This window comes from Sediminicoccus rosea (assembly GCF_033547095.1).
GTDB lineage: Bacteria > Pseudomonadota > Alphaproteobacteria > Acetobacterales > Acetobacteraceae > Roseococcus > Roseococcus rosea.
In genome coordinates, this window is sequence record NZ_CP137852.1 from 3,284,333 (window position 1) to 3,299,791 (window position 15,459).

Consider the following 15,459-nt stretch of genomic DNA (forward strand, 5'->3'; position numbering starts at 1 on the left):
GGCGATGCGCCGCCGCACCCTGCTCGCCGCGGGCACGCTGTTCGCGCCCCCGGCACTCGCCCAGCCGCGCACGCTGCGCCTCGTCGTCCCCTATCCGCCGGGCGGCAGCGCCGATGTGCTGGCACGCGCCATCGCCGAGCAGATCACGGCCATGGGCGGGCGCAGCGCCATCGTGGAGAACCGCGCTGGCGCCTCGGGCACCATCGGCGCGCTCTCCGTGGCACGGGCGGCGCCTGATGGCACGACGATCCTTCAGGCCGATGGCTCGCCCATGTCCATCCTTCTGGAAGCCGGGCGCACGCAGTATCGCGCCGAGGATTTCGCACCCCTCATGCGCCTCGCCACATCGCCCTTCGTGCTGGCGACGCGCCCCAATGGGCCGCTGCGGACCCTGGCCGATGTGATCGCCGCTGCCCGCGCCGCCCCGGGCCGCATCACCTATGCCACGCCCGGCGTGATGAGCTTCGCCCATGTGGTGGCCGAGCGCTTCGCCGCCGCCGCCGGGATCGAGCTGCTGCACGTGCCTTTCCAGGGCACCGGCCCCGCCACCAGCGCCGTGCTCGGCGGCCAGGTGGAGCTGATCCCCGTCCCGCCCGGCCAGGTGCTGGACCAGGGCGGCGGCGCGATCTTCCGCCCCATCGCCATCACGACAGAGGCGCGGCACCTGAGCCTGCCCGAGACACCAACCTTCCGCGAGGCGGGCGTGGACCTGGTCTTCCTCGGCTGGCGCGGCATGTTCCTCCCCGCCGTCACGCCGCCAGAGGCACTGGTGGCGCTGGAGCAGATGCTGACACAGGCCATGGCCGGCCCCATCGTCACAGCGGCCATGCAGCGCCTGGGCGAGGCGCCGGCGCCGCTCGGCCCGCGCGACTTCACCCGGTTCTGGGCGGAGGACCGGGCTGCCATCCGCGCCATCCTGCCGCGGCTGCCCCGCGAGTAGCGGCGCGGTTCCACCGGCGGCGCAACCGGCCTATCATGCTGCGCATCTGGCCCGTTCAGGATCTTCGTCGCATGTCGCTCGTCAAAACCTCGGCCCGCATCTTCCAGCCGCCGCGCTCGGCCATGCAGTCGGGGCGGGCCAACACCCATGAGTGGGTGCTGGTCTTCACGCCCCCCGGCCGTCCGCGCCTTGACCCCCTGACCGGCTGGATCGGCTCGGGCGAGACGACGAAGCAGCTTCGGTTGGTCTTTCCGACGCGCGAGGCGGCCATGGCCTACGCCAAGGCGCAAGGCATCGCCTATGAGGTGGAGGAGCCCGCCCGGGCGCGCCCCATCAAGCCCAAGGTGTATGCCGACAATTTCCGCACCAACCGCCCGGACAACTGGACGCACTGAGCGGCCAGGACTTCAGCGCCCTTAGCTCAGTTGGATAGAGCAGGAGCCTTCTAAGCTTCAGGCCGGTGGTTCGAATCCACCAGGGCGCGCCATCCCTCTTGCAAATCAACGCTTTGAAAGGGGGTTTGCAAGAGGTTTGCAAATCGACTGGCGCCGGGGCCCTTCCGGGCAAGGCGCTCGGCGGCGAACTTCGGCCCCCTCCTGCAGCCCACTTTCGTCTCTCTGGCCCGCTCGGCCCCGATGGCGTGTTTGTTCGCGTCGGCGAAAGTGCAGCAGGGCGGCCAGCTTGGACACGAACGGGACAGCCACGGCCTGGCCGGTCTTCCACCACGCGCAGTTGAATGGCGCCGGCCCTCACATGCCGGAGCCCATTTGAGTTGAGCCGGGCTTCAGTCTGCCGCCGAGGCATCCGGAAGGGGAACGAACTCTTCCGGTGACAAGGCGTCACAAGCCGGCGCCGAGCGTGCCTCTGCGTAAGCGGCAATCCGGCGCTGCAGCGCTGCGACACTTTTGCGCTGCTGGACCATCTGAGGGCTCGCTTCCGCCTCTGCGATGGTCGCAGCGCGGACGCGGCTCCACGTCGCACCCTCGCGCAGGGGCCGGGCGGGCACACCGCCAGCGACCGAGAAGGGCGCGATCTCTCCGCTTACGATGGCGGATTGCGCAATGACGCAATCGTGCCCGACCTGGGCGCCCTTCCCGATCCGGGCATCTCGACCGATCCACACGTGATTGCCAATGACGACGTCTCGCTCGCGATTGATGCGTGCGCCGGTCGCGACATCGAAGATCGAATGGGAATCGGTGTTCGAGATCACGATCCTGGAAGAGAGCATGCAGTCCTCCCCCATGATGATCCGCGAGTTCTCTCCCACCATCACGATGCTGCCGCTGCTGGCGGTGCAAAATGCTCCGATGAACACGACGCCGCCCGATCCCACTATCTTGATCGTAAGCGCACCTAAACGGCTGTAAGCGCCCAAAATGATGACGTTTCTATCGCCCTCAATAATGATGCTGAGGCTTCGGGAGATACTATACGAGCCGCCGAAAATGAAATTATCAGCTCCGGTACCTTTAACGCTTTTTGGGGGTGTCGCTTTTAACGCACAATGGACATGGGCTGGGCCCATGGTGACCACGCTTTCATATGCCCCGAGAGGCTCCAGCATGAGACCATTGCCTGCACGCTCGGCCCTGCGGAGGGCGTCGACGGCCGGGCTGACGGGGTCATTTACATTAGCCTGATCCATCGCTGGGCTCACTGTTGGTCGCGGAGAACATGGGGCGACTACGTTTACCTTGTAATCGTGATTCCGGATGATGACGACTGCGACAGCCGGTCATCCGGTCTGGGACGGCAAAAGGAGTGGGACGGAAACGGCGTGCTCCCTGATCGATCCGCCCATCGAGCAGGCCAACATATGGCTGGACGCGGATGCGTCGGGCGGTATGGCGTTGCATCCAAGGCGGTAGGCACGATGCGGGCCCATCGGGCGGCCGGCTATCGCAGCCATTGGCGTCACCGACACGAACACATGCTGGCCGCGGGAACCCGCGCCGGGCGTTCTGCGTTTCGGGGCCACCCACCGAACCTTCCCGCCCGCCGGACATCGCTTCCTGCCTCGCACCGCGCGAGAGCCACCCGGCACGGCGCTTGATGAACCCCCTTCCGCAACCTTCAGCGGAGCCGCTTTCATGGCGCTTTACCTCATCACCGGCGGTGCCGGCTTCATCGGCTCCCACCTCGCGGATGCGCTCATCGCGCGCGGCGACCGCGTGCGCGTGCTAGATGATCTCTCGACCGGCAAGCGTGAGAACCTCCCGCGCGGCGCAGAATTCATCGAGGGCGACGTGGCGGATGCGGCGCTGGTCCGCCTGGCCATCCAGGGTGCGGCCGGCTGCTTCCACCTCGCCGCCATCGCCTCCGTCGCGCGCTCCAACGAGGATTGGCTCGGCACGCATCGCGCGAACCAGACGGGCACCGTCGCCGTCATGGATGCGGCGCGCGCGGAAGGCCGCGTCCCCGTGGTCTATGCCTCCTCGGCGGCGATCTACGGAAACCCGGACCGCATGCCGATCAGCGAGGCGACGGCGCCCAGCCCCCTCACCGCCTACGGCGCGGACAAGCTGGGCTCCGAGTTGCATGGCCAGGTCGCCTGGCTCGCGCATGGCGTGCCGACCTTCGGCTGCCGCTTCTTCAACGTCTACGGCCCGCGGCAGGACCCGCATTCGCCCTATAGCGGCGTGATCTCCATTTTTGCGCGCCGCTTCGCATCCGGCGAGCCGCTGACCGTGAACGGCACGGGCGAGCAGGTGCGTGACTTCGTCTATGTGGCCGATGTGGTGCGCCACCTGATGGGCGGCATGGGCCTGCTGCAGCGCGCGCCACAGGCCGCGGTCATCAATGTCTGCACGGGGCGCGCGACCTCGCTGCTGGAATTGCTGGCGGCGCTGGAGCGCGTCTGCGGCCGCAAGGCCGATCGCCGCTTCGGTCCCGAGCGGCCGGGCGACATCCGGCTCTCGCTGGGTGATCCGGCCAAGGCCACGGCGCTGCTCGGCCTGCACGCGACGACGCGGTTGGATCAGGGCCTGGCGGCGACGCTGGGGCTCGTGGAGGCGGCGCTTGCCGCCTGAGCGAGCACGTAGCGGCTGGTGGCGGCGGCCAGCGCCAGCAGGATATAGACCGGCCAGGTGAAGGCCTGGGTAAGGAAAGTGCCGGAGACCGCGAAGCCGGCCATCCCCGCCAGCACCGCCTGCGCCATGGCATAGGGCGCCGCCTGGTAGTCGGCGCCCATGGCCTCGGGCGCGAGATCCCGCGCCGAGGCCATGGCCGAGCGCACGACGCGCACGCACATCCAGACGAAGACGAAGAAGGCCGGGAAGCCGCCTTCCGCCAGCACCGCGAACCAGGTGCTGTGCACCGCCTTGGCGAAGCCCTCCCACCAGTCCGAGTAAAAGTAGAAGTTGGGCACGTAGCAATTCAGGCCGACGCCAGTGAGCGGCCGCCCCACCGCCATGCGCCAGGCGGCGATCCAGGCCTCGAGCCGGCCCATGGCACTCTCGTCGATCGCGCCCGCCTCGGCCGCGCCGCCCGATTGCCGCCCGCCCACCCCGGCCGCGACGAAGAGCCCGAGCAGGCCGACCGCCCCGCCGCCGAACAGCACCGCCTTGGACTTGATGCGCCGCGCGGCGAAGACGCCCAACACCGCCACAATGCCCAGCAACCCGCCGCGGCTCTGCGTCTCGAGGATCGCCATCATGATGAGCACGGCGCCGATCGCGCCGAAGCCGCGGCTAAGCGCCCCTGTGCGCGGCGTCAGCACCAGCGCGACGGCAAAGGAGAGCGGGAAGAGGAGCACCAGCGAGAGGTCGTTCGGGTCGCCCAGCACCGAGCCGATGTCACGCCCGATGGTAACGCGCGTGCCCTCCACCAGCCCGATCTCATTGGCGGCATTGGAGATCGCGACGCCCGCCACCAGCATCCCCGCCAGCACGAAGGCCCGTGCCGCCAGCGCGAAATCCCCCGGCGCCCGCGCCAGCGAGGCGATGGCGAAGGTCATGATCGCGATCTTCACATAGGTGTCCGTCCAATAGGACATCGCGACATCCTTACCGCTCGCGACCGGCAGCCCCAGCGTCATCAGCGCGAAGAGGATGGCGAAGAGCTTGAGCTCCGGGCTCCAGGCGATCCGCATGCGCTGCGTCAGCACCAGCGCCCCCAACACGATGAGGGAGCCAAGTGCAAGGAGCTGCGGGATCCGCAACGGGTTGAGCACGGGAAACGCCTCGTGCAGCCGGAAGAAGGTGAAGAGGATGAAGAGCAGGCACAGCAGGAAGGGCGCACGGAAGGCGAGAATGGCCGCAATGGGCGCGAGTGCGATCGCGACCGGCACCGCCGGATGCGGCACCAGCCAGGAAATGACGCCCACTACCGCCACGGCGAGGAGGGCGACGGCGAGTTGAAGCTTCCAGCTATCCATGCATCGCCTGGCGCTGCGGCAGGCGCGGCGCGGGCAGCAGGCCGAGCGCCATGGCGAACGGGATGCAGCCCAGGCCCAGCAGGATCGCGCCGAGCGGCAAGGGCAGTCCGAGCGCCAGGATGCAAAGGGCGGAGAGAATGGCGAGGCGCCCCAGCCGGTAATCCAGCCGGACCCGCCGCTGCGAAAACCACAGGAACAGTCCGAGCCGGACGCCCTGTGCCAGCAGCGTCGCGATGATCGCGCCCATCACGCCATGCGAAGGGATCAGGACCAGATAGGCGAGGATCGCCACCACCCCGGCCGCGCCATTCACCAGCATCGGCAGCGCGCCCGTCCGGCCCATGTAGCAGCCCACATTCACGAGGCTGCCGAGCGACTGCATGGCCAGCGCGGCACAGAGCCAGGGCAGGTAGGAGACGGCAGCGTGATAGGCCGGCGGCGTGGCGAGCTGGATCAGCACCGGCCCGCCCAGCGCCGTGCCGGCGGCTGCGAGCACGACCAGCGCACCGCCCATGCCAACCACCTGGGTCGTCTGCCGATGTCCATGCTCCGCCTCCAGCAGCCCGATACGGCGAGGATACCACCACAATTCGAAGGGTTGCGTCAGCAGGGCCGACACCATGGCGATCTTTGCCGCCAGCGCGTAATGCGCCAGGGCCTCGGGCGTCACGGCGCCGGCCAGCAGCCAGCGATCCGCCGTGCCGAGCGCGAAGCTGGCGAGGCCACCGCCGGTCAGCGGCAGCCCATAGACGAGCAGCCGCGGCCAGATGCGCGGTTCTAAGGCGAGGCCGGTCTCCCGCGACTGGCGCAGCACCAGCAGCAGTGCCGTGAAGCCGGCGGCGACGGCGCCTGCCGCGAGCACGCCCGCGACCCCGTAGCCGGACCAGAGAAGTGCGGCGGCGAGGCCGGCTTGCGCCGTGCCCCGCACCACCATCACAACCGACCAGGCGAGCGCCCGGCCCTGCATCCGCATCCAGGCGAGCGGCACGCCAATCACTGCCTCCATGGCGACAGCGGCGCCCAGCAGCGTCACCTCGATCGGCGGGGCCGGCAGCGGCAGCAGCGCACCAGCCGGGGCCAGCAGCACCGCGATGATGAGGCCAAGGCCGGCCAGCAGCACACCCAGCCCCAGCACGCGCGCCGCCATCGCCATCCCCTCACGCCCGGGGGACGATGCGAAGCGGTAGAGCGTGTCCACCAGCCCTGCCCCGGCCAGCAGGGCCGCGATTTCGGCCGCACTGGAGAGGAGTTCCAGCCGGGCGAATTCCGCAGGCTCCAGATAGCCTGTCAGCAGCGGCAGCAGGAGGAGCGACAGCGCCTTGGTCCAGGCGATCGCCACGGCGTAGAGCGCCGCGGCGCGCAGCGGCGCGGGCAGCCGGGCGAGGGCATGAAGGGCTGTCTTGGGCATCACATCGATCCTTGAGGCGCGTCCCTGCCTCGCAGCCGGCGTGCCAACCGCCTTTCGCAGGCTGCGACCCGCCCTGGCCCAAGGGTTGCAGCGAGCGGCACGAAGGAGACCGCCTGATGAACACGCCCGAAGTCAGCATCATCATCCCGACCCGCAACGCCGCCGGCTGGCTGGCCCGCGCCATAGCCTCCGTGGGGCCGATGCCAGGCGCGGAGATCCTGGTGGTGGATGACGGCTCCACCGACGCGACCCAGCCCATGCTGGCCGAATTTGCCCTGCACGACCCACGGCTGCGCATCCTGACCGGCCGCGGCGAGGGCCCGGCGGCCGCACGCAACCTCGGCCTCGCCGCCGCGCGCGCGCCGCTCATCGCGTTCCTCGACGCGGATGACCGCTGGCGGCTCGGCAAGCTGGAGGCACAGCTGGCCTTCCATCAGGCGCACCCCGAGGCCGGCTTCTCCTTCACCGACTACCGGCACATCACGGCCGAGCGCGAGGATCGCGGCACCTGCTTCGCCTTCTGGCCGCGCTTCGCCGCCTGCGTCGCAGGGCGCGAGGAGGGCTTCATGGTAGAGGCCGCCCCCGCCACGCTGCTGGCCGAGAACGTGATCGGCACCTCCACCGTCATGGCCCGCACGGAACTGCTGCGGGAGGTGGGCGGCTTCCAGGCCGACATGGCCCAATCGGAGGATTGGGATCTCTGGCTGCGACTGGCCGCCCGCGCGCCCGTCGGCTGCCTGCCGGCGGTACTGACCGACTACACCGCGCACCGGCCCGGCAATCTTTCCGGGCAGAAGCGCGCGCGGCTTGCGGCCATGCAGCATGTGGTCCGGCGCCATGGCCCGATGGCGGCTCGGCTCGATCCCTCGGCGCTGCGCGCCTGCCGGGTGCGGCTGCTGGTCGCGGCGGCAGAGGCGGCGGCTGCGGAGGGTGCGCGGCTCAAGGCCGCGCTGCTGCATCTCGGCGCCTGGCTGCGCCAGCCGGCGCGGCGCCATGCGCGCGAAGCAGCGTCCGCCTTGCTGCGCTGATGGCGGGGCAGCTCAGTCCCGACCGGCATAGAGCTTGAGGATGCGCCCCACACCGGCCTCGCGGCTGTAGCGGGCGGCGATCGTCGCGCGCGCGGCCGCGCCCATGGCCCGCCGCGCCCCCTCCGCCATCGCGGCCCAGCTCGCCACCGCGCGGGCCAGCGCCGGCAGGTCGCCCGGCGAGGCAAGGAAGCCGTTCCGGCCCTCCTCGATCAGCTCCGGCAGGCCGCCCAGCGCGAAGGCCGCCACCGGCACGCCATGCGCCATGGCTTCCAGTGCCGCCAGCGGCAGCCCCTCGGCGCGCGAGGTGATGGCGAGCAGGCCGATCCCGGCCCAGGCCCCGCCCATCCCGGGCCGCGCCCCATGCAGCACAAGCCCCGAGACCGTGAGCGAATCCCGCATCGGGCCGTCCCCGAACACCTCGTAGCGCGGCCCGGGCGACAGCCGGCTGAGTTCGGCGAAGAGGTCCGGTCCCTTTTCGGGAGAGAGGCGCCCCACGAAGGCGACCGTCATCGGGGCCCCGTCGGGCGGCTCAGGCGGCAGGGCCAGGAAATTCGGGATGAGTTCCCCGCCCCAGGGCAGCCGCGCCAGGATCGGCCGGCTGACGGCGATGCGCGGGTTGAGCCCGGAGGTCCAGCGATCCGCCGCATCATACAGGGCGAGCAGGCCGGGCGGCCGCTCGCCGGCATGGTAGGTGGCGACGCAGCGTGTGCCGGTCAGCCGCGCCGCGAGGCGGCCCAGCAGATTGGCCTTGTAGCCATGGGTGTGCAGCACCGCCGGCCGGCCAGCATGCAGGCGCCGCCACAGGGCGCGGAAGCCGCGGGGCAGCGCCTCCAGCGCCACGCCTTCGGCGGCGAGGCGCGCGGCCAGGGGATGCGGGCCGTGATCCTGCAGAAGCAGCACGCGCGGCATCCGCCCTGCCTCGCGCAGCCCTGCGGCCAGCTCCGCCACATGGCTCTCGATGCCGCCAAAGCCGCGGCTGTCGAGCAGAAGCCAGGTCTCGCGCGTCATCGCGCCCTCCGTCAGATGTCGCCCCCGCCTCGCACCTCGCATGCCGCCGCCATTCGCAGGCTGCGAGGCAGGCTGCGAGGGCGGAGGCGGCACAGCGGTTGCAGTCCACCCGGCAGATCCCTTCCACGGAGCCCCGATATGACCGCTTTCGCACGCATCGCCGCCGACACCCTCAAGATCACCCCGCAATTCCCGCTCGATGCCGAAGGCAGCCTGAAGCTCCGTCCCGTTCTGGAAACCATCAGCGCCGTCGCCACGGCCAGTGCCCAGCGCGTGGTGCTCGACCTCTCCCAGGTTGAGGCGCTGGACGGCTCGGGCATCGGCGCCATCGCCTTCCTGCGCAAGCGTCTCGCCGCCGCCGGGCAGAGCCTGGAGCTGGCCGGCGCGCATGGGCAGCCGCTTGTGCTGCTGCGCCAGCTTGGCCTCGCCAGCGCCTTCGGCCTGAGCGAGGAGCGCCGCTCCTTCTGGGCCGGCCTGCTGCGCCCGCTTCCCGGCATGGGTTGGGGCGCCGCCCGCGGGGCCGCCGCGTGAGCCGCCTCGCTTCCCTCGCCCTGCTGCTGCCACTGTCCCTCGGGGCCTGCGCGAGCTGGCCCGGCGAGGGCCAGGGCGGCCTCGCGGAAATCCGCCTGCCCCCGCCGGTCGCAGAAGCCGCTCTGGAGACACGCCTTGCCTGCGCGCTCCGGCGGGTTGGCGTGCTGGAGGCGGCGGCGCGCGAGCAGGGGCGGGCCACAGGCCAGGCCAACCTGCTCCGCCTCACCGCCACTCGCGCGACGCGAGAGACGTATGGCAGTCTCCCGCGAGATGCCGGGCGGACCCTCGACCGGCTGGAGCAAGACGCGGCAAGCCTCCATCCGGTTCTGGGGGGCCCCGCACTGCCGGAGTGCACCTGATGATCCGTCGCCTGGCCATTTGGATGATGGTTCTGCTGCTGGCGCTCGCCGCGCCGGCACAGGCCCAGAACGGCCAGGCCAACGGCAACCTTCGGCTGAACGTAGGCGACATCATCCAGGTGACCCTGCCTGGCGAGGAGGCCTTCGCCCAACCCTTGCAGATTGACCGCGAGGGCCGGGTGAACCTGCCCGAGGTTGGGCCGGTGGATGTCGCGGGCCTGACCGTGGCCCAGGCGCGCGACCGCGTGCGCGCCGCCCTGGCCCAATCCTTCCGTGACCTCGGCCGCTTCAACCTCACCTTGCGCGAACGCCGCCTTCTGGTGAGCGTGGGGGGGTTCGTCCGCACGCCGGGGCCGGTCGAGCTGCCGGCCGGCGCCAATGTGCAGCAGGCGATCGCTGCGGCGGGCGGCCTCAGCCAGGGCGCCCAGCTCGACCGCATGCAGGTGCGGCGCGGCAACGAGGTCATCACCTTCGACTACAAGCGCTTCCTCGACACCGGCGCACGCAACATCCTGCCCGCGCTGCGCCCGCTGGACGAGATCTTCGTCCCTGCCTCCCCGCTCACGGGCAACGTGCAGATCGATTTCGACGCACGCACCCTCGCCGCCGCCGGCGATGCGGCGGAGGACCGCAGCGCGGTGCGCGTCTTCGGCGAAGTGCAGAGTGCCGGCAGCTTTGCCTGGCGCCAGGGGATGACGGTGATGGACGCCATCATCCGCGCCGGCGGCGTCACCCGCTTCGCCGGCACCGAGCAGGTGCGGGTCATCACCAATGGCGAGCCCCGCACCTTCAACCTCAAGGCCTTCCTCGACAGCGGCAATGCGGCGATGAACCCGCCCATCGCCGCGGGCACCACCATCTTCGTGCCGGTCCAGGCGGAGGAGGTGCGCCAGGGGCCGCGCGTCATCTATGTCATGGGCGAGGTGGCGCGGCCGGGCGCCTTCGAGGTCCGCCCGGGCACCGGCTTCTTCGACCTGCTGGCCAATGCGGGCGGCCCCACCCGCTTCGCCGAAACCCGCCAGGTCCGCATCATCCGCGCGGATGGGCGCCGGGTGGAGCCCTTCGACCTCGGCGCCTTCATCGAAGGCGGCGGTGGCATACCTCCTGCATTGTCCCCCGGCGATGCGATCTTCGTCCCCGAAAAGACCCAACAGACCGAGCAGGCCAGTTGGCTGCGCGTGCCCCCCAGCCGGGCGGTGCGGGTGATGGGCGCCGTGCGCAACCCCGGCCGCTATGAGTGGTCGAACGAGATGAGCCTGCTCGACCTCATCGCGCAGGCCGGCGGCCCCAATGAACGGGCCGACACGGCCGGCGTTCAGATCCTGATGGGCGACCGCGGCCAGACCCGCCGCTTCGACCTGCGCCGCTTCCTGGCCGAGGGCGGCCGAGCCGGCTCGCTGCCGGAGATCCGCGCCGGCTACACGATCACCATCCCCGAACTGCCGGTCAGCCCGAGCGACCAGCGCTCCACATGGGTCGGCCAGCCGGCCGAGCGCTCGATCTACATCATGGGCAGCGTGGGCTCGCCCGGCCGCTACGCCTTCGAGCCACAGCTCTCCTTCCTCGACATCATGTCGGCGGCCGGCGGGCCTACCGCCGCGGCCGACCTGCTGAACATCCGCGTCGCCCACCGTGGCGAGGGTCGGGACCGCGTCAGCCGCGTGAACCTCGCGGCCTATTTCGAGAGCGGCGATGACAGCCTGCTGCCCCGCGTGCGGCCGGGCGATGTCATCTTCGTGCCGGACCGCAACCGCAACTGGCTGGAGCAGTCGCCCGGCAGCACCGTCCGGGTGCTCGGCGCAGTCAACCGCCCCGGCCGCTACCAGTTCAACGACAGCATGAACCTGCTGGACCTGCTGGCCGAGGCGGGTGGTCCGACGCGCGACGCCTGGCAGGAGCGCATCGTCGTGGTCAACCTCTCCTGCTGCCAGGACCAGGCAAGCAGCTTCGACCTGCCGGCCTTTGCCCGCAGCGGCGACTTCACCCGCATGCCCGTCGTCCGCGCAGGAGACACCGTCTACGTGCCATCCAACACGCAGAGCGGCTGGCGCATCCTCTTCGACGCGCTGCGGGACGTGCTTCCCATCATCTCGATCATCGCGCTCATAGGAGCCCTCTGACCATGACCCATGCCTCCGACCATCCCGAGATCGAAGCGCTCTGGCGCGGCATCGCCGGCGCCGGCAGCGTCGCCATCGCGGCCGCCCAGCCTGGCGAGGGCACCAGCATGGTGGCAGAGGCGATCTGGCGGCGGGCCGAGCATTCGGGCCGCACCGCGCTGCTGGTGCATCTCAACGGCAACAAGCCCGGTGCCGAACCCGGCCGGCTCGAGCGCATGGGCAATCACCCGCTGGGCGAGATCGGCGCGCCGGATGCGGCCCAGGTCGCCGCCTGGCGGGAACCTGCCCGCCTGCGCGAGGCCATCGCCGAATGGCGCAGGGATTGGGACCTCGTGGTGCTCGACGCTTCACCCGTGCTGGCACGCGGCGCACAGAGCCTACCGGGGCTGACCGCCGCCGCCGCCGCTGAGGCGACGCTGCTGGTGGTGCTGGCCGGACGCACGGCCGCATCCGCCCTGCGGGAGGCGCGCGAGCGCCTGCGGGTGTCCGGGGCGACGCTGGTGGGTGTCGCGCTCAATGATCGCGACAATCCCTCCCTCGCCATGGAACTGGAGCGGCAGGTCGCCCGCATCGGACGCGTCTTGCCAGGCCTCGCCGCCCGGCTGACGCGCGCGGTCCGCGGCTCCGCGTTGCTGGGCCTGCGCGTGTGAGCGCCCCCCTGCTGGATGCCGAGCACTGGGCGCAACTCGCGAGCGACCTGCCGGCCGAGGATTTGCGCCATGTCTGCCAATTGCTCGTGCGCGACGCGCAGGCCATGCTGGCCGCCATGAGGGACGCGGAATCGGCCGGTGACACGGCGGCCTGGCAACGTGCGGCACACCGGCTGGCCGGTGGTGCCGGCGGCGTGGCTGCGCGACCTTTGGAGCAGGCGGCCCGCGCGGCCATGGAACAGCCGCCTGGTGCCGCGGCCCTTGCCGAGATCACCGGGTTGGTCGACGCCACCATCATGGCGCTCGAGGAACGGCTCGGATGAGCCAGGCGCCGCTGGTCCTCATCGTCGAGGACAGCCCGCCCCAGGTGGCGCTCGCCCAGGCCCTGCTGCGCGACCTCGGCACCCGCATCGCGGTGGCCGAGACGGCGCAGGCGGCACACGAGGCCATCACGCAGGAGGCGCCCGACGTCATCCTGCTCGATCTGGAGTTGCCCGATGGCAAGGGCATGGACCTGATGCGCCGCCTGAAGACGGAAGGCATCGACTCCACCGTGATCGTCATCACTGCCAATGGCTCGATCGGCACGGCGGTCGAAGCGATGCGCGAGGGCGCACGCGACTTCGTGCTGAAGCCCTACAACAAGGCGCGGCTGACGGTCACGCTCAACAATGCGCTGGAAGCGCGCCGCCTGACGCAGGAATTGCAGGCGGTGAAGGCGGATCTGGCGCCGGACCGCTACCACGGCTTCATCGGCGCCTCGCCCGCCATGCGCGCGGTCTATCGCACCATCGAGAGTGTCGCGGCCTCCAAGGCCACCGTGTTCATCACGGGTGAGAGTGGAACCGGCAAGGAACTGGCCGCGGAAGCGGTCCACCAGGCCTCGCCCCGCCGCAAGGCGCCCTTCATAGCGCTGAATTGCGGCGCCATCCCGAAGGATCTGCTGGAGAGCGAAATCTTCGGCCATGTCAAAGGCGCCTTCACGGGCGCCACCGAGAACCGCGTAGGCGCGGCCAAGGCGGCCGATGGCGGGACGCTCTTCCTGGATGAAATCGGCGAGATGCCGATGGACATGCAGGTGAAGCTGCTGCGCTTCGTGCAGACCGGAAGCTTCACGCCCGTCGGCGCCACCCGCGCGGAGAAGGTGGATGTGCGCTTCGTCGCCGCCACCAACCGCGACATCTGGGCCGCCGTCGAGGAAGGCCGCTTCCGCGAGGACCTCGCCTATCGCCTCTATGTCGTGCCGGTGGAGATGCCGGCGCTGCGCGAGCGCGGGGCCGATGTCATCATGATCGCACGCGCCTTCCTCAAGGCCTTCGCCAAGGAAGAGCGCAAGGCCTTCCGCAGCCTCACGCCGGAGGCCGAAACGGTGCTCGCCGCCTATCCCTGGCCCGGCAATGTGCGGCAACTGCAGAACGCGATCCGCAACGCCGTGGTGCTGCATGACGGACCCGCCCTAGAGCGCGGCATGCTGCCGCCGCAATTGCTGCGGGCGGCACCACGGGGCATGGCCGTGTCCCCCCAACCGGCAGCCCCCGTGCCGGACGCCCCCATGCCCGCAGAACCGCTGCCCTCAGCGCCCGTGCCCTCAACGCCCTCTGGGCTACCACTGCCCGTGCCCGCAGCCGCCATCCCCGTGCCGGAGCCGGTCTTGGCCGCCCCCCTGCCCTTGGAGCCGCCCCCGAAGCCGGCCGCGGCTGCCCCGCAGGAGCCAGAATTCCTGCCGATGAAGGAAATCGAGCGCCGCGCCATCCTCGCGGCCCTCCGCCACACCCAACGCGACGTGCCGCGCGCGGCGACGCTGCTCGACATCAACCCCTCCACCATCTACCGCCGCCTCATCACCTGGCGCGAGGAAGGGACGCTTCCGCCCGAGTTCGCCTGAGTGGCCGAGCGCGGCCAGGCGGCGTAAGCAGGGCGCATGACGCGCAACACCAGCTTCGAGATTTTCCTGACCGCCCTGCCCGGGCTGGAGGAGGCGCTGCTGGCCGAGGTCCGCGGCAAGGGCTTCCGCCGGCCACGCGCCGTCCCGGGCGGCGTGGTTCTGGAAGGCGGCTGGCCCGAGGTCTGGCGCGCCAATCTCTGGATCCGGGGCGCGGGCCGCGTCCTGGCCCGCATCGCGCGCTTCCGCGTCGAACACCTGGCGCAACTGGATGGCCGCGCGCGGCATCTACCCTGGGCCGCGGTGCTGCGGCCCGACATTCCCGTCCGCGTGGAGGCCACCTGCTCCCGCTCGCGCATCTACCACAGCGGGGCGGCGGCCGAGCGCATCGAGCGCGCCATCCGCGAGACGCTGGGCGCGCCCGTCTCGGAGGAGGCCGAGGTGACGGTGCGCGTGCGGATCGAGAACGACATCTGCACCGTCAGCCTCGACACCTCGGGCGACCTGCTGCACCGGCGCGGCCACAAGCAGGCGGTGAACGTGGCACCGATGCGCGAGACGATGGCGACACTCTTCCTGCGGCAATGCGGCTTCGAGGGGAATGAGCCGGTCTTCGACCCCATGTGCGGCTCGGGCACCTTCATCATCGAGGCGGCGGAGATCGCAGCCCACCTCAACCCTGGCCGGGACCGGGCCTTCGCCTTCGCGCAGCTTGCGACCTTCGATCCGGAGGCCTGGGCGCGCATGCGCGGGGTGAACCCCTTCCGCGTGCCGCAGGCAAGGTTCTTCGGGCGCGACCGCGATGCCGGCGCCATCACGATGAGCCAGGCGAATGCGGAACGCGCCGGCATCGCCGCCTTCACGGATTTCCAACGCGCCACCATCAGCGAGGCCACCCCGCCACCCGGGCCGCCCGGCCTCGTCATCGTGAACCCGCCCTATGGCAACCGCCTGGGTGACAGGAAGCAGCTCCTGCCGCTCTACCAGGCGCTCGGCCATGTGCTGCTCACGCGCTTCTCCGGCTGGCGCGTCGGGCTGGTGGCGGCCGAGCCTCGGCTCGCGCAGGCGACGCGCCTGCCTTTCCTGCCCTCCAGCCCGCCCGTCCCGCATGGCGGGCTGCGCGTGACGCTCCACCGCACCGCCGCCCTGCCCTGA

General features: G+C 70.9%; 14 protein-coding genes and 1 tRNA gene. 11 read left to right on the forward strand and 4 right to left on the reverse strand.

The genetic code is table 11. The features are described 5' to 3' along the window. The first annotated feature begins 4 nt into the window (after positions 1 to 4). From R9Z33_RS15880 to R9Z33_RS15890, 3 genes are all read left to right on the forward strand, one after another. Positions 5 to 940 carry a tripartite tricarboxylate transporter substrate binding protein gene (locus R9Z33_RS15880; RefSeq protein ID WP_318647555.1) on the forward strand — a complete coding sequence of 312 codons (936 nt, stop codon included), beginning with the start codon at positions 5 to 7 and terminating at the stop codon, positions 938 to 940. A gap of 71 nt (positions 941 to 1,011) precedes the next feature. Then, the gene (locus tag R9Z33_RS15885; protein ID WP_318647556.1) at positions 1,012 to 1,335 is read left to right on the forward strand and encodes an ETC complex I subunit; all 324 of its coding nucleotides are present in this window, start codon (positions 1,012 to 1,014) and stop codon (positions 1,333 to 1,335) included. Positions 1,336 to 1,350: 15 nt separating this feature from the next. After that, positions 1,351 to 1,427: transfer RNA gene (locus R9Z33_RS15890), tRNA-Arg, on the forward strand. Between the two features lie 297 nt (positions 1,428 to 1,724). Here the strand turns inward: R9Z33_RS15890 and R9Z33_RS15895 are convergent. Continuing rightward, on the reverse strand, positions 1,725 to 2,507 hold the full coding sequence (locus R9Z33_RS15895; RefSeq protein WP_318647557.1) for a hypothetical protein: 783 nt from the start codon (positions 2,505 to 2,507) through the stop codon (positions 1,725 to 1,727). Between the two features lie 526 nt (positions 2,508 to 3,033). Between R9Z33_RS15895 and R9Z33_RS15900 the strand changes: the two genes are divergently transcribed. Beyond that, on the forward strand, positions 3,034 to 3,972 hold the full coding sequence (locus R9Z33_RS15900) for an NAD-dependent epimerase/dehydratase family protein (RefSeq protein ID WP_318647558.1): 939 nt from the start codon (positions 3,034 to 3,036) through the stop codon (positions 3,970 to 3,972). Here the strand turns inward: R9Z33_RS15900 and R9Z33_RS15905 are convergent. Then, the gene (locus tag R9Z33_RS15905; protein WP_318647559.1) at positions 3,921 to 5,318 is read right to left on the reverse strand and encodes an O-antigen ligase family protein; all 1,398 of its coding nucleotides are present in this window, start codon (positions 5,316 to 5,318) and stop codon (positions 3,921 to 3,923) included. The two genes, R9Z33_RS15900 and R9Z33_RS15905, sit on opposite strands and share 52 nt — an antisense overlap. After that, complete coding sequence (locus R9Z33_RS15910; protein WP_318647560.1) at positions 5,311 to 6,726, reverse strand: lipopolysaccharide biosynthesis protein; 1,416 nt, start codon at positions 6,724 to 6,726, stop codon at positions 5,311 to 5,313. The genes R9Z33_RS15905 and R9Z33_RS15910 overlap by 8 nt, the downstream gene beginning before the upstream one ends. Before the next feature lie 116 nt (positions 6,727 to 6,842). On the opposite strand from R9Z33_RS15910, the gene R9Z33_RS15915 reads away from it, so the two are divergent. Then, the gene (locus tag R9Z33_RS15915; RefSeq protein ID WP_318647561.1) at positions 6,843 to 7,754 is read left to right on the forward strand and encodes a glycosyltransferase family 2 protein; all 912 of its coding nucleotides are present in this window, start codon (positions 6,843 to 6,845) and stop codon (positions 7,752 to 7,754) included. A gap of 12 nt (positions 7,755 to 7,766) precedes the next feature. Here the strand turns inward: R9Z33_RS15915 and R9Z33_RS15920 are convergent, their stop codons facing one another. Further along, the gene (locus R9Z33_RS15920) at positions 7,767 to 8,762 is read right to left on the reverse strand and encodes a glycosyltransferase family 4 protein (protein ID WP_318647562.1); all 996 of its coding nucleotides are present in this window, start codon (positions 8,760 to 8,762) and stop codon (positions 7,767 to 7,769) included. A 138-nt stretch (positions 8,763 to 8,900) separates the two neighbouring features. Here R9Z33_RS15920 and R9Z33_RS15925 point away from each other — a divergent pair, with 138 nt between their 5' ends. From R9Z33_RS15925 to R9Z33_RS15950, 6 genes are all read left to right on the forward strand, one after another. Further along, positions 8,901 to 9,293: an STAS domain-containing protein gene (locus R9Z33_RS15925; protein WP_318647563.1), complete on the forward strand. Its 393-nt coding sequence runs from the start codon at positions 8,901 to 8,903 to the stop codon at positions 9,291 to 9,293. A 358-nt stretch (positions 9,294 to 9,651) separates the two neighbouring features. After that, entirely contained in the window at positions 9,652 to 11,772 is a 2,121-nt protein-coding gene (locus R9Z33_RS15930) for an SLBB domain-containing protein (RefSeq protein ID WP_318647564.1), read from the forward strand. A 2-nt stretch (positions 11,773 to 11,774) separates the two neighbouring features. Then, positions 11,775 to 12,422, forward strand: a complete 648-nt coding sequence (locus tag R9Z33_RS15935) for a P-loop NTPase family protein (RefSeq protein ID WP_318647565.1) — start codon at positions 11,775 to 11,777, stop codon at positions 12,420 to 12,422. Beyond that, a complete protein-coding gene (locus R9Z33_RS15940; RefSeq protein WP_318647566.1) occupies positions 12,419 to 12,745 on the forward strand; it encodes an Hpt domain-containing protein in 327 nt (108 codons plus the stop codon). Before R9Z33_RS15935 ends, R9Z33_RS15940 begins: the two co-directional genes overlap by 4 nt. Next, positions 12,742 to 14,307 (forward strand): sigma-54-dependent transcriptional regulator, encoded by a 1,566-nt coding sequence (locus R9Z33_RS15945; protein ID WP_318647567.1) that lies wholly within the window; start codon positions 12,742 to 12,744, stop codon positions 14,305 to 14,307. Before R9Z33_RS15940 ends, R9Z33_RS15945 begins: the two co-directional genes overlap by 4 nt. 36 nt (positions 14,308 to 14,343) lie before the next feature. Then, complete coding sequence (locus tag R9Z33_RS15950; protein ID WP_318647568.1) at positions 14,344 to 15,459, forward strand: THUMP domain-containing class I SAM-dependent RNA methyltransferase; 1,116 nt, start codon at positions 14,344 to 14,346, stop codon at positions 15,457 to 15,459.